Source organism: Antarcticibacterium flavum, assembly GCF_006159205.1.
In the GTDB taxonomy this organism is placed as follows: domain Bacteria; phylum Bacteroidota; class Bacteroidia; order Flavobacteriales; family Flavobacteriaceae; genus Gillisia; species Gillisia flava.
The window spans coordinates 2,396,027-2,414,944 of the sequence record NZ_CP040812.1; the positions used below are offsets into that span (position 1 = coordinate 2,396,027).

Genomic DNA, 18,918 nt, shown 5'->3' on the forward strand with positions numbered 1-18,918 from the left:
CTTTTTGCGGGCGAGGACTTGAAGCGTATAGCCCGGTGCCGGGGCACACGCCCAATTCATTTCAACGAAGAACAGCTTTTGTAAGAGATAATGCTTAATTTTAAGAAATAAAAACAATAGCTATGGCGATCAATAAACCTTTCAATCTCAATAAGTGGATAGAACAAAATCGAGATCTTCTAAAGCCACCGGTTGGAAATAAGAATGTCTACAAAGAATCTGAAGATTACATCGTAATGGTGGTAGGAGGCCCAAATGCACGTAAAGACTATCATTACAATGAGACCGAAGAACTATTTTATCAACTGGAGGGTACTATAGAGGTGCATGTGCAGGAAAATGGTGAAAAAAAAACCATGCAGCTGGGACCTGGAGATATGTACCTTCACCCGGGTAAGATCCCTCACTCTCCTGTGCGTCACGAAGGTTCCATTGGTCTTGTCATAGAAAGAAAGAGATTGGGAGAAGAAGGGGAAGACGGCTTGTTATGGTTTTGTGATAATTGTAATAATAAGTTATATGAAGTGTATTTTCCACTTGAAAATATTGAGACAGATTTCCTAAAACATTTTAAGCATTTCTACCAAAGTAAAGAGCTGCGCACCTGTGATAATTGCGGTACCGTAATGGAGGCAGATGAAAGGTTTATGGCTGCTGAAAAAGGCTAGAATTTGATATATGCCTTTCCTTTTAGAAATCGTATTTTAGCAGAAACAAACAAAAAACAGATAAAAACAGACATTTAATGAGTGAAATTGCCGAAAAATTTGGGATTAAGCAGGCACTAAAAGATCTGGGAATAGAAGACGTAAATAATGGTACCTCTACGGGTAAGGATTTCTTTGGGAGTGGAGATATTATAGAGTCATATTCTCCGGTTGATGGTGCTTTAATTGGAAAGGTCAAAGCAACTACCCGCGAGGATTATGAAAAAGTGATGAGTGCTGCTACAGCAGGTTTTAAGACCTGGAGGAAAATGCCATCACCACAGCGGGGTGAAATAATAAGAAAATTTAATGAAGAATTGCGCCGGCTAAAAGAGCCACTTGGAAAACTGGTGTCCTACGAAATGGGAAAAAGCTACCAGGAGGGCCTTGGAGAGGTGCAGGAAATGATAGATATATGTGACTTTGCCGTAGGATTATCCAGGCAATTGCACGGTCTTACAATGCATAGTGAGAGACCGGGGCACAGGATGTATGAGCAGTACCACCCTCTGGGGGTAGTTGGAATTATTTCTGCTTTTAATTTCCCTGTGGCCGTATGGTCATGGAACACGGCGCTTGCCTGGGTTTGTGGTGATGCCTGTGTTTGGAAGGGATCTGAGAAAACCCCTATAACCTCTGTAGCTTGCCAGAAGATCGCAGCACGGGTGTTTAGTGAAAATGGTGTGCCTGAAGGGATCTCCTGTTTGATAACCGGTGATTATACTGTGGGAGAAATGATGACTACAGATGAGCGAATTCCTCTCATCTCTGCCACAGGATCCACGAGAATGGGAAAAATAGTAGCAGCAAAAGTTGGCGAGCGTCTTGGAAAATCCTTATTGGAGCTGGGAGGTAATAATGCGATCATCGTGACGCCCGATGCCGATATTAAGATGACTGTTATTGGTGCAGTCTTTGGTGCTGTGGGAACTGCAGGCCAGCGTTGTACTTCTACCAGGAGACTTATTATCCACGAGTCTATATACGATAAGGTTAAAGATGCTATCGTAGCGGCTTATAATCAAATTAGAATTGGGAATCCACTTGACGAAAAGAACCATGTTGGGCCCCTTATCGACAAGGATGCAGTGAAGAATTATCAGAATGCATTGGATAAGGTGGTGAAGGAAGGTGGAAAAATTCTTGTGGAAGGCGGCGTACTGAAAGGTGAAGGATATGAAAGTGGTTGCTACGTGAAGCCTGCCATTGCTGAGGCTCAAAATCATTTCGAGATCGTACAGCACGAAACCTTTGCTCCCGTACTTTACATTATGAAATATAGTGGAAATATTGAAAATGCACTGGAACTTCAAAACGGGGTGCGCCAGGGGCTTTCCTCTGCGATAATGACCAATAACTTAAGGGAGGCAGAACATTTCCTCTCGGTTGCAGGAAGTGACTGCGGGATCGCCAATGTAAATATAGGAACCAGTGGTGCAGAAATTGGTGGAGCTTTTGGTGGAGAAAAGGACACCGGTGGTGGCCGTGAATCTGGTTCAGATGCCTGGAAGGTCTATATGAGAAGGCAAACTAATACCATTAACTATACTACCGAGCTGCCATTGGCACAGGGGATCAAGTTTGATCTATAGCTTTAATAATGGTATTTTATAAAAATGTCCCCGGAAGTGTTTCTTCCGGGGACATTTATTTTAGACGGTAACGATCTCAGCTTCTGTGAGAAGATCTTCCTGTCGTAGTTTTAAAATTACCTGGGCGATGGCAATAACATCCCGCTCGCAGTAATTTATTATTCTTCCCAGTTGATTATCGATATAATAAACATCCCTTACCTCACTGCCATCAATATCCTCTTTGGGAGATGGGATTCCAAGTACATTGGTTAGAAGTTTTAAGGAGGTATAATGTTTATAATCGCCAAACTTCCATAATTCCAAAGTATCGAGATGAGGTACTTCCCAGGGTTTGCGTCCAAACATGTTGAGCTTTTCTGGCAGGGGTAAATTATGGATCAATATTCTCCTTGCGATGTAAGGGAAATCAAATTCCTTTCCGTTATGGGCACAGAGCAAATGATGTTGTTTATAGAAATGCGTCTCCAGGAGGTGCGAAAAGTCACGCAGCAATTTTTCCTCGGGTCCCTGGAAGGTGGTGACCCTTAAGATTCTTTTGTCATCCCTGTATTTTAAATAGGCAACAGAAATACAAATTATCTTTCCAAATTCTGCCCATATCCCGGCACGGTCGTAAAATTCCTCTGCTGTGAATTCCTCTTTGCGCTGGTATTTGGACTTTTCTTCCCAAAGCTTCTGTTTTTCCGAAGAAAGATTTTTAAAATGCTTTTCCTGCGGGACAGTTTCAATATCAAGAAAAAGAATATGTTCTGGGTTGATCTTACGTAGCATTGGTTAGCATTTTATAGGTTTCATCTATATACATAAAAAAATCGGGCGCATGGTCTTCACTTTCTTCCCGCTTGATTAGGTTATGTCCCAGTCTTACAATAATAAGATCATCTTCGGGAATTACGATTACATATTGTCCCAGGACCCCTCTCATATAAAATGTTTCTTTCTCCTTATAGTCGCTTAGCCAGAACCCATAACCGTATTGAGGGGAATCTTCAAACCTTGGACGAGTGGCTGTGGCTACAAAAGTCGAATCCAGGATTTGTTTGCCATTCCATCTTCCGTAATTCTTGAATAGTTTTCCAAACCTTGCGAAATCCCTCGCGTTGGAGGCGATGCAGCAATACGCTTTTTCAAGTCCGCTTTCCTCACTATCCAGCTGCCAGAGAGCATCATTTTGCATTCCCAGGGGTTTCCAGAAACTTTCACTTAAGTAACCGGACAGGGTTTGGCCAGTGGCTTTTTCCAGTACCATTCCAAGCATTAAGGTATTTCCGCTTAAATATTCGAATTCCTTTCCGGGCGGGGAAGTAATCTCAAGATTGTAAACCAATTGACGAATGTCGCTGTCAAAATAGGCTCTTGCTGTTTGGGCAAAGGGGTTGTAATAATCCTCATTCCAGTTTAACCCCGAAGCCATGGAAGAGAGATCTCCAACGGTGAGGGAGGTATTATAAGGTGAGGAAAATTCAGGTAAAAAATCTTTCACCGGTTGGTCCAGGCTTTTTATATACCCATCCTTTATGGCTTTTCCTAAAAGCGCCGTGGTAATGGATTTTGCCATGGAAAAAGAATTGGTGAGGCTATTCTCATCATAGCCTTCAGCATAATTCTCATACCAAATGCTGTCTTTTTTAATTATTAAAAATGCAACGGTCCCAAGCTCCTTGTTTATTTTCTCAAGGCCTGAGGTAGAGGAAGTGTTACTATACTCCTTATGCACAGGCCAGGGCTGGGGTGCCTCTCCTGCCTCAATAAAACGATTTGCAAATTCGGGGTGATCATCAATGTAAGCAGTGGTATGACCTTTTAAGTAAACCACCTGTAGCCCCCTGAAAATATATGAGTACCCCAGCGCCCATAACAGCAGCGCTGCAAACAACAAGGTTGCAATCACTATTACAGCGACTTTAAAAATTTTTTTCATTGATATTTGTGAGTTATTCCCGGCTGTTTATTCTCTAAGAGATATTTAAAGTTACAGGTATTTTAAAATTATTGAAGGGGTATGGAGATTAATTTAGTTAAAAAAGTTCCTGTTGCAGGGGTGGATTCTCGTGGTTGAGCAGCCATTGTTTTCTCCACAGCCCCCCGGCATAACCTGTAAGGGAACCATTGGTTCCTATGACCCTGTGACAGGGTACCACGATCCACAGGGGATTCCTACCATTTGCAGCTGCCACGGCCCTTATAGCTTTTAGATCTCCCAGTTGTCTTGCCAGCTGAAGGTAAGAAACAGTACTGCCAAAAGGAATTTCCATAAGTGCTTGCCATACCCGCTTCTGGAAAGCAGTTCCTTCGGGGTTTATTTTTAACTGAAACTCCTGTAGCTCTCCTTTAAAATAAGAATCCAGTTGGTGGACTGCCAGTTTTAATTCTGAAGGGATTTCACCGGCTTCGAATTTTTCACCATCGAGGATAGTGATCCTGGCAATTCCTGAAGAATCCCCGTATATCCTAAAATCCGTAAGTCTTATAATAAAAAAGCTGCAAAACCTTATTTAATGGGGCTTTGCAGCTACGTAATATTCACTTAAATTAGTGTTGCACAATACTACAGCCGTGAAGATAATAAAATCCAATCCGATCTCCGCTTTCGGAGGAGCAAATTTTGTTTTTGACTATTTGAACAAGATGAACATCGATCAAATTTGTAATGACAGGCTTCCTCCAATGGTCAATCAAAGTAAATATTCCTGGAAAGACATTTTCTATTCTTTGAAATCAGTCTACCTCTGTGGAGGAGATTATATCGAAGATTTACAAGCACATTTGAAACCCCATTTCACTAATAATCCTTTTGTAAAACTAGCAAGTCCTGACACTGTTTTAAGAAGACTATCTCAACTTTCCGAGCAAACTCAATCTTGTAAAACCAAGCGAGGTGTTGTAACTCATCAATATTGTACAAACTCAAAATTAGAAAGTCTGAATATAGATATTCTTAAAAAGCTTGGAGTTTTTAAGTCTGACAAGCTTACTATTGATTACGACAACACGATTATTTTCAATGAAAAGGAAGATAGTAAGATGACGTATAAAAGGAATTATGGATATCAGCCCGGAGTATGTACCATAAATGAAGAGAACATCCTATATATTGAAAACCGGAACGGAAACTCGGATGCAAAATCTTTTCAGCTAGACACCCTTAAAAGAGTATTTGATTTATTGGATTCCCAAAAGATCAAAAAAGTCCATAATTTCAGAGCCGATGCGGCATCATACCAATATGATGTCATTTCCTTCTTACAAAGTAAGGTTGATAATTTTTACATAGGATGCAGGAACAGCTATGTTGAAAAATATTTTTCCCAAGTTGGCCAGTGGGAAGAAATGAAGTGTGAAGATGGGACCATGGAAGTAGGATCTATTGAGATAACCCCCTTTAAACGACAGTCCCCATCAAATAAGGCACAAACATATAGACTCGTTGTAAAAAGAAAACCAAAAAAAGATAGGCAGATAGACTTGATTACTCAAGATATTTATGATTATAGAGCCATAATAACAAATGATTTTGATCTGGATACCAAAGGTGTTGCAGCGTTTTACAACCAAAGAGGAAATATGGAGCGCCAGTTTGATATACTTAAAAATGATTTTGGTTGGAACAATATGCCTTTCTCATCCTTGAACAAAAATCTTGTCTTCTTATACTTTACGGCAATATGCCGGAATCTCTACAATAAGATAATCCAGCATTTTTCTAAAACGAACAGGTATCTAAAACCCACTTACAGGATGAAAAAATTCATTTTCAGATTTATCATATTACCTGCTAAATGGATCAAACAAAGCCGCCAACTCAAATTAAGGATTTATTCATACAACCATTATCAAACATAGTAACAACAACAGAAAGAGTAGAAAGGAAATCTAATATCTGCAAAAATAATCCTACACCAGGGATGAGCTATTATTGTCTTAATTCAAAAAAATTAGCTTTTCAAACCTCAAATAGTAAACATCTCAATAATAAAAAATAAAATGTGCCTGGATAATTCCTCGGAAACAAAATAATGGAAAACATTTTTATTATGAACCTATAAAAAAGATCAATTTTAAAGAGAGATGCGGATTTTAGGATATATCGGCTACACCCAGCGGGGTATTAATCCTGGTCCTTGGGAGGTTGAGGTACTTCATCGTTTTGCTTTAAAAGTCCGAGTCTTCTAGCTCGTCGTTCCCAATTTTGTCGTGCAAGCACCTGCATATCCTCAATATTGTCACTTTCATCCATTATCTCCAGCCCAAGAAGGGTCTCAATTATATCTTCCATTGTGACTATACCCACAGTATTGCCGTATTCATCTACCACAACCGCAATATGAGCCCGTTTTTGAATAAAAGTCTCAAAAAGTTCGGGAATTGGTTTGTTCACATCGGTAATTAGGATATCCCTTTTCAACGTGCTTAGAGGCTCAGGACCTTTCTCATCTATCATTTCCTCCAGCACATCATCCTTAAGGATAAAGCCGGTGATATTATTGGATTTATCTTTGTAGACAGGAATTCGGGAAAATTTCAGGTTTTTATGAGTGCGATGAAAATCCTCAATGCTGGTTTTTTCATCTTCTGTCACTGCTACAGAGAAAGGTGTCATAATATCCTTTGCCTCAACAGATTTGAATACCAGGAGGTTTTTGATCACGGTGGTTTCACTTTCAGCAAAAACACCTTCTTCCTCGGCAGTATCAGTGAGGGCGATAAACTCTTCCCTGCTCATTGTGCTTACGTGGGCCGACTTTCCTATTAATTTTGTGGTAAGTAGCATAAGCCATAGAATACCGGTATACTTCAATGGAAAAATAAGTATTTGCAAAGTTCTGGCCGTAAAATTACCCAGGGATTGCCAGTAGGTGGCGCCAATGGTCTTTGGAATTATTTCAGAAATTATAAGAATTGCCAGGGTCATGATGGCAGAGACTATACCCACTGCATTCCCGCCGTCACCAAATGTTTTCTCTGCCTGCACTCCCACGAGGATCGCACCAACAGTGTGAGCTACGGTATTCACCGTAAGTATAGCGATCAATGGTTTATCTATATCTTTTTTCAGGTTGGCAAGAGTTTGAGCAAATGCCTTTCCTTCATTGGTTTTCATTCGAATATAAGTAGGAGTAATACTTAGTAATACAGCTTCAAGTATCGAACATAGGAACGAAAAGAAGATGGATATAACAGCGTAAAAAATTAATAATCCCATTACAAAATTTAGTGGATGTAGATTACTAAATTAGAGAATATAATCATAACAGCAAGGAATTAAGCCCGGAAAGAGATATAGCAAAAATGAGGCCGTCTAAAAAGTAATTTTTAGGCGGTTTCTCTTTTTATGTTGTTTAATAATTGTTTTGCTTCTCCTTTTTATAAAATTATAGAAAGTCAATGATATAGCTCTTAGGCTACACTGAACTTCCTAAGGTTGTGTGCCATTGCTATGAGTCCTATCTCAGTGGTAACCTTTTCCATTCCTCGGAGCATAAATCGCTTGAAGCCCATATTCTGCTTAATATTTCCAAAGACAGCCTCTACATCCCAGCACCGACGCTTGCGATGTGCTATACCTTCGTCACTGAGCAGTAGATCCCTTGCTTTTTCTTTCAGGCGGATTAGGTTGTGATTGCGTTCTATAGTTCTGTTCCCCTTTGCTTTGTGGCAGCTGCCTCGCAGAGGGCATCCAAGGCAATTCTGAGCCTGGTATCTATGTATTGTTTGTTTAAAACCATTCTTAGTTTGACTCTCGTAGCATTCTATTTTATTCATCGCCTGTCCCATTGGACAGTAATAAGTATCTGTTTCACGGTTGTAAAACAAGTTATCTGGATGGAAAGGGTTTTCTCTGTGCTTTTTATCCCGTTGTTCTTTGTGAAAGTAGTTGTATTTCACATAGGCAGTAACTTCTTTCTCTTCTAGATCAACATAATTTTCTTCACTGCCGTAACCAGCGTCGGCAGTAAGAGTTTGAGGAGCTTCTCCATAGGAGGCAATATGTTTTTGCAGGTGATCTTTTAAAGTGGTGGTGTCAGCTGTAGTTTGTGCTAAGGAGTAGTTAACGATAAACTGATTGTTGGTTGAAGCCTGCAAGTTATACCCGGGTTTTAATTGCCCATTTTGCATATAATCATCTTTCATCCGCATAAAGGTGGCATCGGGATCTGTTTTGCTGTAGCTGTTCCTTGTTCCCAGGATCTTCTCCTGCTCATTATATTTTTGTAGGTTCTGTGGCCAGTTCTTTTTGGCATAATTGAGCTTTTGTTTGACCTTCTTGTCAATCTCTTTGTCCTTCAGGGCCTGGTTTATGGTGTCAATGGTTTGAGCAACTTTTTCAGGATCTATAGCTTCAAAATCTGGTTCATTTGGCAACATTTGCTCCTGGTCATAAACGCTCTCCACATATTTCCAGAGTTCTTTGAGTTGTTTTTTGATACGCTCTTTGCTAGTCTTGTTAGACTTGCCCCACACAAAGGTATGGCGGTTAGCATTGGCTTCTATCTTGGTACCATCAACAAAAAGTTCTTTAAGAGAAAGCACTCCTTGTTCTGCCAATAAAATGACGACCTGATTAAAAATGTTTTGGAAAATTCCTTTTAATCGTTTTCCTCTAAAATCATTGATGGTGTTATGATCTGGTTTGCTTTGTCCGCTAAGCCACATAAAATGGATGTTCTCCTGCAGGGCTTGCTCTATCTTACGAGAGGAGTAAATGTTGCGCAAATAGGCATAGATGGTCACTTTTAGTAACATCCGGGGATGATAGCTGGAAGTACCACCTCCTTTATAGCTCCTTTCTAGAGTTGAGATATCAAGGCGATCAACAATGGTATTTACAATTCGGACAGGATGATTCTTAGGAACTAAATCATCATAGCTGGGTGGAAGAAGACTTAACTGGTCCTGAGAGTAAGTCTTAAATACAACTTTCTTGTTCATACCATGAAAATAATACATCTTAGAATTATTTCCAACGAAAAAGGCTGCCTTTTCAGACAGCCTCACCTTTTTAAATTAAGCCTGTAGGTGGCCTTTAATTAGGGTATCCCATTTATTGGCCAGGGCAAGTTGTGTTTCCACATCGAAACCCGTCTCCTCCTCCTCATCATAAAAAACAATGCTAGTGGTATTACCGGGATGACCGTTTAGCAATTCCAGGGAGACGAGTTTACAAGAAGGATTTTTATTTTCCTTTACCTCATCTACTGCAACTTTTTTCACACTCGACCTATGAACTTTTTTCAAGTCTACTACCTGCAGAGGCGAATTATGCAGGGTATTGATCACTACAAGCTTTTTAGCTGCAGAATCAAGGCCCAGCAATAGGGAAGGAGTAAGATCAATGGTGTCAAGTTTAATTTTGAACTGCTTCTCTGCAAGCTTTAATTGCTGAAGTCTTTTTTTGTTTTTGGCTGCTTGTTGCCAAATGATATAAGCCACAGGGCATACAAATAATAATATTAAAACAATGCCTATAGTGGCAGATGCTGTATCCATTTTTAAATATATTTTTAGTGAATGCTGAATTTTTTGAGCCGAATAAATTGGGCACGGGCAGATTGGAATCCAAATAGGATCCAAATGCAGGTTTAGAATAAAAAATTAGATCACCAAAAGAAATGGAAGGGAAAGGTGTGTCGTTTTATAAGAGCTTTTTGAATTTCTGGATAAACAGAAAGACACAAAGGATCCAAATATACCTGTTTTGAATGTGCAGGAGTGGTAAAAGCAGAAAGTAAGCCTTGATTTCCAAAGGGTTTGGCGGTAACCACCTGGAAAATGAAAGTTCCTGCGATCTCCTCAGAAAATAACGGAAGGTTATGGCTGTCTTCTTGAAGGGTTTCCTGTTCCACTTGCAGCGGAGCTGCAGGGGACAGGGCAAAAGAATTGCTGTTGCCAATGCTTATTATAGCAAGCAGCAAATAAATAAACATACTCTTTATGTATGATACTTTCACAGCACAAATGTAGAGAGAAAGAGAATATGGAGGTGAAAAATTATGAAAATAATAAGCAATAGCTCCCGCCATATATTTAGCGGGAGTTACTCATTTTTTTCAAAATTCTAGGATAGCAACTTTGCGGCATCTTTTGCGAAATAGCTGGCGATCATATTTGCACCTGCCCGTTTAATGGCGGTGAGCTGTTCCATCATAACGGCATCGTGGTTTAACCATCCTTTTTCAGCTGCAGCTTTTAGCATGGCATACTCCCCGCTTACCTGGTACACGGCTACCGGAACATTCACGGTGTTCTTTATATCCCTTACAATATCAAGATAGCATAAACCGGGTTTTACCATGACGATATCTGCGCCTTCCTCAATATCCATAAGAGTTTCCTTTATAGCCTCATCCCGGTTGGCGGGATCCATTTGGTAGGTCTTCTTATCTCCAAACCCTGGAGCCGAATCCAAAGCATCCCTGAAGGGGCCATAAAATGCAGATGCATATTTAGCACTGTAACTCATTATTCCTGTATCGTGATACCCTTCATCTTCCAGCAGACTCCTTATTTCAAAGATCCTACCGTCCATCATATCGCTGGGGGCAACAAAATCGGCACCTGCTTTTGCGTGGGATAAAGACATCTCAGCAAGGATTGCTGTGGTATCATCATTAAGTATTTTCCCGTCTGCAACCACACCATCATGGCCGTAAGAAGAATATGGATCAAGTGCCACATCTGTCATTACAAGCATATCTGGCACCGCGTTTTTGACAGTTTTAACAGCTCGCTGCATAAGGCCTTCAGCATTGATAGCTTCTGTACCGGCATTATCCTTAAGTTCATCTGGCACCTTCACAAAAAGAAGCACAGCCTTAAGGCCAAGTTTCCATAGTTCTTTTACCTCTTTTTCAAGAAGATCCAGGCTATAACGATAATAATTAGGCATGGAAGCGATCTCTTCCTTTATATTCTTTCCTTCAACTATGAACAGCGGGACAAGAAAATCATTGGGGGTTATTGAGGTTTCTCTTACAAGGGACCTTATTGCCTCTCCTGTTCTTAATCTTCTGTTTCTTCTTAATGGATACATTATAATGTAGGTTTAATTATCAATTTGTGTTTCCCAGCCATCGTATTCGCCCCTGTATTCCGCTGCTATTTCGATGAAGTCTTCGGTGTCGAAATTAATGGAGTCCTCATTTAATTTCTCCACCCTTCCAACAATTAATAGAAATTTATCATTGGCAGATTTCCGTTCCAAATCTTTTCCCATCGTGGAGAATCCAATTTGGTTCATATGGACTTCAAATTTCAGCAAATCCTTTTTCTCCTGAAAATAAAACCAGTGTGTAATTGGATGTTTTTCCATCATATTACCTCCCAGGGATTTAAAGAGGCTAATTACTATCCTGTTGAGATATTTCATTTAATTTTCCGGAAAGGCATATTTAGGATCAAAGGAAATATTATAGTTGTGGAGGAATTGAGAATATTCTTCCTTGAAAGAGGATTTCCTGTGATGGTGTTCCTGATTTTCTATATATCGAATAATTCTGGTGAGTTGCGAGTGGCCATAAGAAAAGGCGCCAAAACCGTTTTGCCATTCAAACTTATGAAGCTGCCATTTTTTCTCATTTATGAACCGGGAGGTGTTTGCTTTTATGTCCCTCACAAGATCAGATAAAGATTTTGTAGGTTTTAATCCAATTAAAATATGGATATGATCTGGCATTCCATTTATTGCAATTAATTTTTGACCTTCGTTTGTTACAATCCCGGTGATGTATTTATATATTTCGTCCTTTTTCTCCGGTGGAAGCATATTTGCTCTTCGCTTTACTGCAAAGACGACATGAATATATATCTGCGAATAGGTATCTGCCATTTTTGAATTTTTGCTCCACATGAGCTGTCCGGTATATAATTTAAATAAAATTTCTCTGGCTTCTTATTTTTTAAGCTGTTAATAACAATTATCAGATTTTTAATTTGTCAATTATGGAGGTAAATTTAATTTTTGGAAAGACCCGGCATTTTTCTGAGCATGGGTTGTGTCATAAATATGCCGCTCCTCCGGGGCTCCCCATTTCTAACTGTGCATTTTAGCTATACATATGGCGCTCCTCTGGAGCTCAATCCAGCCTTGGCGGGGCGACATATTTATAGGGAATCATATTTTGGGAGCGCCATATTATAGCCCCGGCGGGGCGACATATTTATAGCCCCCCGGCGGGGCGGCATATATATTTTAGAATACAGATATTATAACCAATTTCGTGGGTTTTCCAGAACCGTTATTAATTTTTCTTCCTCGCTACCAGGTTCCGGGCGATGGTCGTAAACCCATTGAACGTAGGGCGGAAGGCTCATTAAAATGCTCTCGATCCTGCCATTGGTTTTTAATCCGAATAGGGTGCCTTTATCATGTACCAGGTTAAATTCAACATATCGACCACGTCGTATTTCCTGCCAGTTTCTATTATGTGGAGTAGATTCCATGTTTTTTCTCCTTTCAACGATGGGTAGATATGCTTCTAAAAAGCTGTTGCCAACTTCGGTAACGAAATCATACCATTTGTCAATACTTCTTTCCTCTGTAGCTTTACAATAGTCAAAGAATAATCCCCCAATTCCACGGGCTTCATTCCTGTGTGAATTCCAAAAATATTCATCACATTGTTTCTTATAGCGTGAATAAAAATCGGGATCGTGGGTGTCACAAGCCCTTTTGCAAATCTTATGAAAATGAACAGCGTCTTCTTCAAAGAGATAATAAGGCGTAAGGTCCTGCCCGCCTCCAAACCATTGGTCTATTGTATTCCCTTCTTTATCATACATCTCAAAATAACGCCAGTTAGCATGTACGGTAGGTACCATAGGGTTTTTTGGATGTAGGACGAGGCTTAATCCGCAGGCAAAGAAATCTACCTCGCCAACCTTAAAATATTGTTGCATAGCGGGAGCAAGCGGACCATAAACTGCAGAGATATTTACCCCTCCTTTTTCAAAGACATTGCCATTTTCAATGACCCTTGTCCTGCCTCCTCCACCTTCAGTCCGCTCCCAGAGATCCTGGCGAAATTTTGCTTTCCCATCTATCTCCTCAAGGGCAGTAGTTATTCTGTCCTGCAGTTGCTCTATATATTTATAGAATTTATCTTTCATAGCGGGTGTTCTATTTTTTCAATGAAAACGAGCTTTTCCCTCTCCTTTTCTATATGTTCTACTGTAGAAACTTTTACAGCCTCTTTAATCATTAATTGCAAAAGTGGTATTACTTCTTCCTCCTTCGGTCTTCTATGAAACAAATCCCTGCCTATCCTATTATTGTGAAGATCCATCATCTTTGCCAGTTCTTCATTTGGAGCCAGTCTTTCATGGAGGTCTGTTATTGTCTTACTCCAGGTTGCAGCCTTTTCAGCAGTCCCGGCAACCGGAAGGCAGTATTGACAAATTAGGAAATTCCAAAGCGCATGCCTAAAGGCGTTTGTCCTGTTGTCCCCGTGATGAAGGTTCCCATACAGCCGGTCGCTTATATACACCGTCCTTTTGGTTGCTTTATATGTTGGTAAAAGGTAACGTGGATACTTAAGGAAAACAAGACAAAGGCCTGCTAACTCCTTTGCATTCAGGCCTGCTATTTTCCTTAAAAGGCCCAGGTTAGTTAGATTTATATTCCTTTACCGCTTCCACGAAAGCAATGGCATTTTCAACAGGGATATCTGGCAGTATCCCATGACCCAGGTTTACTATATAACGATCTTTTCCAAATTCATTGATCATATTATTTACCATCCTCTTGATCTCTGCCGGCGGGGAATATAACCTTGACGGATCAAAATTACCCTGAAGGGTGATATTACCTCCAGTTAAGTACCTTGCATTCTTTGGAGAACAAGTCCAATCTACTCCTAAAGCTGATGCGCCCGATCTTGCCATGACATCCAGGGCAAACCAACATCCTTTTCCGAATGCTATTACAGGGATTTCAGGTTTTAATGCGTCTATTATTTGCTGAATGTACTTCCAGGAAAATGTTTGATAATCTTCAGGAGAAAGCATTCCTCCCCAGGAATCAAATATTTGTACGGCATCCACTCCCGCTTCTACTTTAGCTTTCAGGTAAGCTATAGTGGTATCTGTGATCTTTTGCAGCAATGTGTGTGCTGCAGCGGGATTGGTGAAACAAAATTTCTTTGCGATATCAAAATTTTTGGATCCCTGGCCTTGTACCGCATAACAAAGGATCGTCCAGGGAGAACCTGCAAAACCAATTAGCGGCACTTCATCATTAAGTTCCTTTTTTGTCATCTTTACGGCTTCCATTACGTATCCCAGGGTCTCGTGCACATCTGGAACAATTACCTTTTCAACATCGGCTGTGGTGCGCACGGGGTTTGGTAGCCATGGGCCCAGCCCGGGCTTCATTTCCACTTCAATATTCATTGCCTGGGGAACCACAAGGATATCGCTAAAAAGAATTGCGGCATCTGTTCCTACCTGGTGAATGGGCATAACCGTAATTTCAGTAGCAAGTTCCGGGGTGCGGCACCGGGTAAAGAAATCATATTGATCCTTTAGTTTCATGAAGTCTGGCAGATAGCGGCCTGCCTGGCGCATCATCCATACCGGGGGTCTTTCAACAGTTTCTCCTTTTAATGCTCTTAAAAATAAATCGTTCTTTATCATTGCAATTATTTAATGCTATCTGTTCTTAAAATGTTTCACTGCCCCCACAATTACATTCTCTATTGTGGGTTTATTGGCTATAATAATATCATTTGTATGTTTCCCGGCTTCTGCAGCCGTTGTGGTACCTATACAAAATGCTGTAGCTCCAGAGATCTTATTCTTCCGGGTAAAACTCTTAACACCGCTGGGGCTAAAAAATAAAATTCCGTCGAATTCGCTTTTTATCTCCTTTTTATTCAACCTGGTGTCATACACCAGGACTTCAGTAAAATTAATATTGCTGCCCTTCAGCAAATGGGGGATCTCTTCCCTTCTCATTTTTCCGCAGAAGAAAGTAAAAGACCTGTCGCTGTATTCCTTGATAATTTTTGTTGCCAGGCTTTTGCCGTAATTCTCACATTCCACAACCTGAAATCCTTCAGTTTTCAATAATGCAGCGGTTTTCTCCCCTACACAAAAGACTTCCGAACCAAAAATTACTTCCCGGTTCAAATAGGGCAAAACAGCTCTCACGGCATTTTTACTGGTGAAGATAAGGTTTTTTTGAAGGTTGAGATTCTGTGGGAGCTCAAGAACCTTTATGCCAATGGCATCGTATTCCACCAGTCCAATCCCGGTGTTAAGCAAAAGGTGCTTTTGCGGCAGAGTAAGTTTTTTTGTGGAAAGTAAAGTAGGCATACATTAATTAATGACTCTCCTTATTTCGCGCATTAACTCCTTACCTCCATTTTCAAGGATTTCCAGGGCGCAATTCTTTCCAAAAGATTCAATTTTTTTAAGTGGGATCTCTTTTGTTACTTCTATTTTTCGGCTCCCATCCAGGCTAAAAAGTGCACCATTGAATTTGACAGTTTCATTTTCAATGGTTGCAAGGGCGCCTATAGGAGCAGTGCAACCACCTTCAAGTACCTTTAGAAATTCTCTTTCTATGTGTACACAAACCGCAGAATTGAAGTGGTGCAGGGCAGCGAGGGCATCAAGGCTTTGCTCATCTTCTTCCATAGCCACTACCAGCATCGCTCCCTGTGCAGGGGCGGGTAACATCCAGCCAAGCTCCAGGTGGTCATCTGGTTTCAGGTTGATTCTTTCCAGGCCGGCCGCGGCAAAAATTGCCCCGTTCCAGCTGCTTTCTTCGAGTTTTTTCATCCTGGTATTAACATTCCCGCGCAGGTCCACCACATTATGTTCAGGATAGCGGTTTAGCCACTGGGCCTTGCGTCGCAGACTTCCCGTTGCGATAGTGCCTTCTGAATCCAGAAAGTCTAAACCTTTGTGTAATAAGATGTCACTGGTATTGGCCCGTTTTAGAACCGCGGCTTCCACAATTCCTTTTGGAAGGGTGGTAGGTACATCCTTCATAGAATGTACAGCAATATCTACTTTCCCCGTTAGCATGGCAACATCAAGGGTTTTTGTAAAGATCCCTGTAATTCCCATCTCGTATAAAGGTTGGTCCAGGTTAAGGTCTCCCTGGGATTTGACAGGAACCAGCTCTGCCTCATGACCTAATTTCGTAAGAGCATTTTTTACAGTGTTAGCCTGCCAAAGAGCAAGTTCACTGTCCCGGGTTCCAATCCTTATCACTTTATTCATTGAGGAGACTCTTCCAGTTGAAATACCTTTTGAATAAGTTCCAGGCTCTCATCTGTAGTATTTGAATCATCTTTAAGATGATTGGCAAAATGGTTCATTATTTTTTGAATGATCCTGTTGCTCACGATCTCTGCCTGTTCATCATTAAAGTTGACGATCTTTCTTCTTTGGAAATCCAGCTCGGCATCCTTCATTGTCTTTAGCTTCTTTTTCAGAGCTTTAATGGTAGGTGCAAATTTCCTGGTTTCAAGCCATTTGTTGAAATCTCCTTCAACTTCGGCAATGATCTTTTGAGCATGTGGTATAGATTCCTTTCTTCTTTCCAGAGTCTCATCTGTCATTTGGGCAAGACTGTCCAGGTGTAGCAATTTCACATTCTCCATTTGAGCTACGTCATCATGAACATTTTTAGGAATAGAAAGGTCCAGGATCAAAAGATCCTTTTTAGGATATATCAATTCTTTGGTGATAGTAGGATTTTGTGCCCCGGTTGCAACTATAAGAATATCTGCTTCTCTTATTTCAGATTGCAGGTCGCCGTAATCCCTAACCTTTAAGTTAAATTTCCCGGCTATTCTCTCGGCCTTATCTTTGGTTCTGTTGATTAATGTTATGTGGTCGTTCTTGGTATGCTTCACCAGGTTCTCGCAAGTGTTTCTTCCAATTTTACCTGTCCCGAATAGAAGGATGTTCTTGTCTGAAACGTTTTCAACCTCTCTAAGAATGTATTGTACCGAGGCAAAGCTCACAGAAGTTGCTCCAGAGGAGATCTGGGTTTCATTCTTAATGCGCTTGCTGGCCTGGATCACTGCGTTTACCAGTCTTTCCAGGAAAGGGTTGGTGATATCATGCTTTTTCGATCTAATAAACCCGTTTCTAAGCTGACTTATGATCTCAAAATCTCCTAGAATCTGACTGTCAAGGCCGGTGCCAACTCTAAAAAGATGTGAAATGGCTTCCTTGTTCTTATAGATATAAGCTACTTTTTCAAATTCCTCTACAGTCCCATGTGTGTGTTCACACAAGAGCTTTATAAGCTGGAAAGGATGTTCAGCAAATCCATAAAGTTCGGTGCGGTTACAGGTGGATGTGGCAAGTAATCCCTCTACACCCTCAGTCTTTGCCTGTACCAGCAAATTTTCCTTGGCATCATCAGAAAGAGAAAAATGACCGCGTATGGCAGCATCAGCTTTTTTATAGCTTAGACCAATTGCATAAAAATGTTTTCCTCTAGAAATTGTGTTTTCCATGAAACTTATTACATATTCCGTCGCAAAAGTAAGATAATGAATATTTAAAATATAACGCTTAAAGTACTAAATGTGTCGTTTCCTGATATATATCATATTCTTTCCCTTTTTATAGCTAAAATAGCTACTTTTGTAGTAGGGACTTTAAGTTTGGAAGAGGTAGTTTAGAACAGTTCTAAATAAAAATTAAAAAAATTGATGAAAATGCAGGAGGAAAATATCGCTGGAGGGTTTGTGGAAGAGACGAAAATTGAAGACGGATTTTATATTTTAAAATCACAAAATGACAGTGAAAATGTGGAATCCTGTAGCCGGGGAGTGGATAGTAGTTACATACAGTTCCATTTTTGTGTAAAGGGAAGGACAGATCTTTTATTCAATGGCGGTAGTTATGTTATCAACCTCGAAGAGGATAATTCCCTCTTATTATACAACCCAAAACAGGACCTTCCCCTTAATTTGAACCTGGCTCCCAAAAGCTGGCTCATCTCCCTTGTGGTTTCTATCGAGAAATTTCACTCCCTGTTTAGCCAGGAGGCAAAATTTATACCTTTCTTAAGCCTGGAAAATAAGGACAAGAAATATTACCAGGATGGCAAGATCTCCCCTTCAATGGCCATAGTGCTTAATCAATTGATGAACTTTAATCTTATGCCTACCATTAAGGGTTTATATTTCAAAGCAAAGGCATACGAATTATTAAGTCTTCAGTTTAACCGTGCAGGTGATAAGGATGTGGAGCAATGTCCTTTTTTAAGCGATGAGGAAAATATTCTTAAGATAAGAAGAGCCAAGGATATTGTAATTAACCGTATGGCCGAGCCGCCTTCCCTGCAGGAGCTGTCAAATGAGATAGGTTTAAGCCTGAAAAAATTAAAAGAAGGTTTTAAACAAATATATGGCGAGCCGGTTTATAGTTTCCTTTTTGATTATAAAATGGAATATGCCAGGAAGCTGCTGGACAGTGGGGAGTATAATGTAAATGAGGTAGGGCTCAAGGTAGGGTACAGTACTGCCAGTCACTTTATTGCTGCCTTCAGGAAGAAATTTGGTACTACTCCAAAGAAATATATTATGTCCCTTCCTGCAGCAAATTAGATTAATAAATAGCAAAAGCGATAAGCTAATAGATCCCGCATA

Annotated in this window: 20 protein-coding genes; 4 read left to right on the forward strand and 16 right to left on the reverse strand. The window is 40.4% G+C overall.

The features are described from left to right. Positions 1–122 precede the first annotated feature (122 nt). Together FHG64_RS10125 and amaB are read left to right on the forward strand one after the other, a co-directional pair. Positions 123–668, forward strand: coding sequence for a 3-hydroxyanthranilate 3,4-dioxygenase (locus FHG64_RS10125; protein WP_139066291.1), 546 nt, complete (start codon positions 123–125; stop codon positions 666–668). 77 nt (positions 669–745) lie between these two features. Continuing rightward, a complete protein-coding gene (gene amaB, locus FHG64_RS10130) occupies positions 746–2,299 on the forward strand; it encodes an L-piperidine-6-carboxylate dehydrogenase (RefSeq protein WP_139066292.1) in 1,554 nt (517 codons plus the stop codon). Between the two features lie 60 nt (positions 2,300–2,359). Here amaB and FHG64_RS10135 read toward each other — a convergent pair whose 3' ends face one another. The 3 genes from FHG64_RS10135 to FHG64_RS19985 form a co-directional block, all read right to left on the reverse strand. Next, positions 2,360–3,073: a 3'-5' exonuclease gene (locus FHG64_RS10135; protein WP_139066293.1), complete on the reverse strand. Its 714-nt coding sequence runs from the start codon at positions 3,071–3,073 to the stop codon at positions 2,360–2,362. Beyond that, positions 3,063–4,223: a serine hydrolase domain-containing protein gene (locus tag FHG64_RS10140; protein ID WP_139066294.1), complete on the reverse strand. Its 1,161-nt coding sequence runs from the start codon at positions 4,221–4,223 to the stop codon at positions 3,063–3,065. The genes FHG64_RS10135 and FHG64_RS10140 overlap by 11 nt, the downstream gene beginning before the upstream one ends. 97 nt (positions 4,224–4,320) lie before the next feature. Next, the gene (locus FHG64_RS19985; RefSeq protein WP_353057341.1) at positions 4,321–4,797 is read right to left on the reverse strand and encodes a methylated-DNA--[protein]-cysteine S-methyltransferase; all 477 of its coding nucleotides are present in this window, start codon (positions 4,795–4,797) and stop codon (positions 4,321–4,323) included. Between the two features lie 61 nt (positions 4,798–4,858). Between FHG64_RS19985 and FHG64_RS10150 the strand changes: the two genes are divergently transcribed. Beyond that, positions 4,859–6,145: an IS1380 family transposase gene (locus tag FHG64_RS10150; protein ID WP_251805278.1), complete on the forward strand. Its 1,287-nt coding sequence runs from the start codon at positions 4,859–4,861 to the stop codon at positions 6,143–6,145. A 265-nt stretch (positions 6,146–6,410) separates the two neighbouring features. Here FHG64_RS10150 and FHG64_RS10155 read toward each other — a convergent pair whose 3' ends face one another. The 13 genes from FHG64_RS10155 to hemA all read right to left on the reverse strand — a co-directional run bounded on the left by FHG64_RS10155 (position 6,411) and on the right by hemA (position 17,778). Beyond that, positions 6,411–7,505 carry a CNNM domain-containing protein gene (locus FHG64_RS10155; protein ID WP_139066297.1) on the reverse strand — a complete coding sequence of 365 codons (1,095 nt, stop codon included), beginning with the start codon at positions 7,503–7,505 and terminating at the stop codon, positions 6,411–6,413. Positions 7,506–7,699: 194 nt separating this feature from the next. Beyond that, a complete protein-coding gene (locus FHG64_RS10160) occupies positions 7,700–9,232 on the reverse strand; it encodes an IS1182 family transposase (RefSeq protein ID WP_139067849.1) in 1,533 nt (510 codons plus the stop codon). Between the two features lie 75 nt (positions 9,233–9,307). Then, positions 9,308–9,790 (reverse strand): hypothetical protein, encoded by a 483-nt coding sequence (locus FHG64_RS10165; protein WP_139066298.1) that lies wholly within the window; start codon positions 9,788–9,790, stop codon positions 9,308–9,310. A gap of 110 nt (positions 9,791–9,900) precedes the next feature. Continuing rightward, positions 9,901–10,227, reverse strand: a complete 327-nt coding sequence (locus FHG64_RS10170; RefSeq protein ID WP_139066299.1) for a hypothetical protein — start codon at positions 10,225–10,227, stop codon at positions 9,901–9,903. A gap of 131 nt (positions 10,228–10,358) precedes the next feature. Continuing rightward, a complete protein-coding gene (gene hemB / locus FHG64_RS10175; RefSeq protein WP_139066300.1) occupies positions 10,359–11,333 on the reverse strand; it encodes a porphobilinogen synthase in 975 nt (324 codons plus the stop codon). A 12-nt stretch (positions 11,334–11,345) separates the two neighbouring features. Next, the gene (locus FHG64_RS10180; protein ID WP_139066301.1) at positions 11,346–11,669 is read right to left on the reverse strand and encodes a ribonuclease E inhibitor RraB; all 324 of its coding nucleotides are present in this window, start codon (positions 11,667–11,669) and stop codon (positions 11,346–11,348) included. Further along, on the reverse strand, positions 11,670–12,128 hold the full coding sequence (gene tnpA, locus FHG64_RS10185) for an IS200/IS605 family transposase (protein ID WP_139066302.1): 459 nt from the start codon (positions 12,126–12,128) through the stop codon (positions 11,670–11,672). It abuts the gene before it with no gap. 377 nt (positions 12,129–12,505) lie between these two features. Next, entirely contained in the window at positions 12,506–13,408 is a 903-nt protein-coding gene (hemF, locus tag FHG64_RS10190; RefSeq protein ID WP_139066303.1) for an oxygen-dependent coproporphyrinogen oxidase, read from the reverse strand. Beyond that, on the reverse strand, positions 13,405–13,917 hold the full coding sequence (locus FHG64_RS10195; protein WP_394344219.1) for a DUF6973 domain-containing protein: 513 nt from the start codon (positions 13,915–13,917) through the stop codon (positions 13,405–13,407). Before FHG64_RS10195 ends, hemF begins: the two co-directional genes overlap by 4 nt. Then, positions 13,904–14,932 (reverse strand): uroporphyrinogen decarboxylase, encoded by a 1,029-nt coding sequence (gene hemE / locus FHG64_RS10200; protein WP_139066305.1) that lies wholly within the window; start codon positions 14,930–14,932, stop codon positions 13,904–13,906. Before hemE ends, FHG64_RS10195 begins: the two co-directional genes overlap by 14 nt. A gap of 15 nt (positions 14,933–14,947) precedes the next feature. Further along, positions 14,948–15,613 carry a uroporphyrinogen-III synthase gene (locus tag FHG64_RS10205; RefSeq protein ID WP_139066306.1) on the reverse strand — a complete coding sequence of 222 codons (666 nt, stop codon included), beginning with the start codon at positions 15,611–15,613 and terminating at the stop codon, positions 14,948–14,950. A gap of 3 nt (positions 15,614–15,616) precedes the next feature. Continuing rightward, positions 15,617–16,528, reverse strand: a complete 912-nt coding sequence (hemC, locus tag FHG64_RS10210) for a hydroxymethylbilane synthase (protein WP_139066307.1) — start codon at positions 16,526–16,528, stop codon at positions 15,617–15,619. After that, a complete protein-coding gene (gene hemA / locus FHG64_RS10215; RefSeq protein ID WP_139066308.1) occupies positions 16,525–17,778 on the reverse strand; it encodes a glutamyl-tRNA reductase in 1,254 nt (417 codons plus the stop codon). Before hemA ends, hemC begins: the two co-directional genes overlap by 4 nt. A 198-nt stretch (positions 17,779–17,976) precedes the next feature. Here hemA and FHG64_RS10220 point away from each other — a divergent pair, with 198 nt between their 5' ends. Next, positions 17,977–18,876 (forward strand): AraC family transcriptional regulator, encoded by a 900-nt coding sequence (locus tag FHG64_RS10220; RefSeq protein WP_139067946.1) that lies wholly within the window; start codon positions 17,977–17,979, stop codon positions 18,874–18,876. Positions 18,877–18,918: the final 42 nt, after the last annotated feature.

Bases quoted from the DNA above. Each gene is read 5' to 3' on its own strand.
- FHG64_RS10135 (WP_139066293.1), bottom strand. From the start codon at position 3,073: ATGCTACGTAAGATCAACCCAGAACATATTCTTTTTCTTGATATTGAA.
- FHG64_RS10170 (WP_139066299.1), bottom strand. From the start codon at position 10,227: ATGTTTATTTATTTGCTGCTTGCTATAATAAGCATTGGCAACAGCAAT.
- hemE (WP_139066305.1), bottom strand. From the start codon at position 14,932: ATGATAAAGAACGATTTATTTTTAAGAGCATTAAAAGGAGAAACTGTT.
- FHG64_RS10160 (WP_139067849.1), bottom strand. From the start codon at position 9,232: ATGAACAAGAAAGTTGTATTTAAGACTTACTCTCAGGACCAGTTAAGT.
- amaB (WP_139066292.1), top strand. From the start codon at position 746: ATGAGTGAAATTGCCGAAAAATTTGGGATTAAGCAGGCACTAAAAGAT.
- FHG64_RS10155 (WP_139066297.1), bottom strand. From the start codon at position 7,505: ATGGGATTATTAATTTTTTACGCTGTTATATCCATCTTCTTTTCGTTC.
- FHG64_RS10220 (WP_139067946.1), top strand. From the start codon at position 17,977: ATGAAAATGCAGGAGGAAAATATCGCTGGAGGGTTTGTGGAAGAGACG.
- FHG64_RS10140 (WP_139066294.1), bottom strand. From the start codon at position 4,223: ATGAAAAAAATTTTTAAAGTCGCTGTAATAGTGATTGCAACCTTGTTG.
- FHG64_RS10125 (WP_139066291.1), top strand. From the start codon at position 123: ATGGCGATCAATAAACCTTTCAATCTCAATAAGTGGATAGAACAAAAT.
- hemF (WP_139066303.1), bottom strand. From the start codon at position 13,408: ATGAAAGATAAATTCTATAAATATATAGAGCAACTGCAGGACAGAATA.
- hemC (WP_139066307.1), bottom strand. From the start codon at position 16,528: ATGAATAAAGTGATAAGGATTGGAACCCGGGACAGTGAACTTGCTCTT.
- hemB (WP_139066300.1), bottom strand. From the start codon at position 11,333: ATGTATCCATTAAGAAGAAACAGAAGATTAAGAACAGGAGAGGCAATA.
- FHG64_RS10205 (WP_139066306.1), bottom strand. From the start codon at position 15,613: ATGCCTACTTTACTTTCCACAAAAAAACTTACTCTGCCGCAAAAGCAC.
- FHG64_RS10180 (WP_139066301.1), bottom strand. From the start codon at position 11,669: ATGAAATATCTCAACAGGATAGTAATTAGCCTCTTTAAATCCCTGGGA.
- FHG64_RS10165 (WP_139066298.1), bottom strand. From the start codon at position 9,790: ATGGATACAGCATCTGCCACTATAGGCATTGTTTTAATATTATTATTT.
- hemA (WP_139066308.1), bottom strand. From the start codon at position 17,778: ATGGAAAACACAATTTCTAGAGGAAAACATTTTTATGCAATTGGTCTA.
- tnpA (WP_139066302.1), bottom strand. From the start codon at position 12,128: ATGGCAGATACCTATTCGCAGATATATATTCATGTCGTCTTTGCAGTA.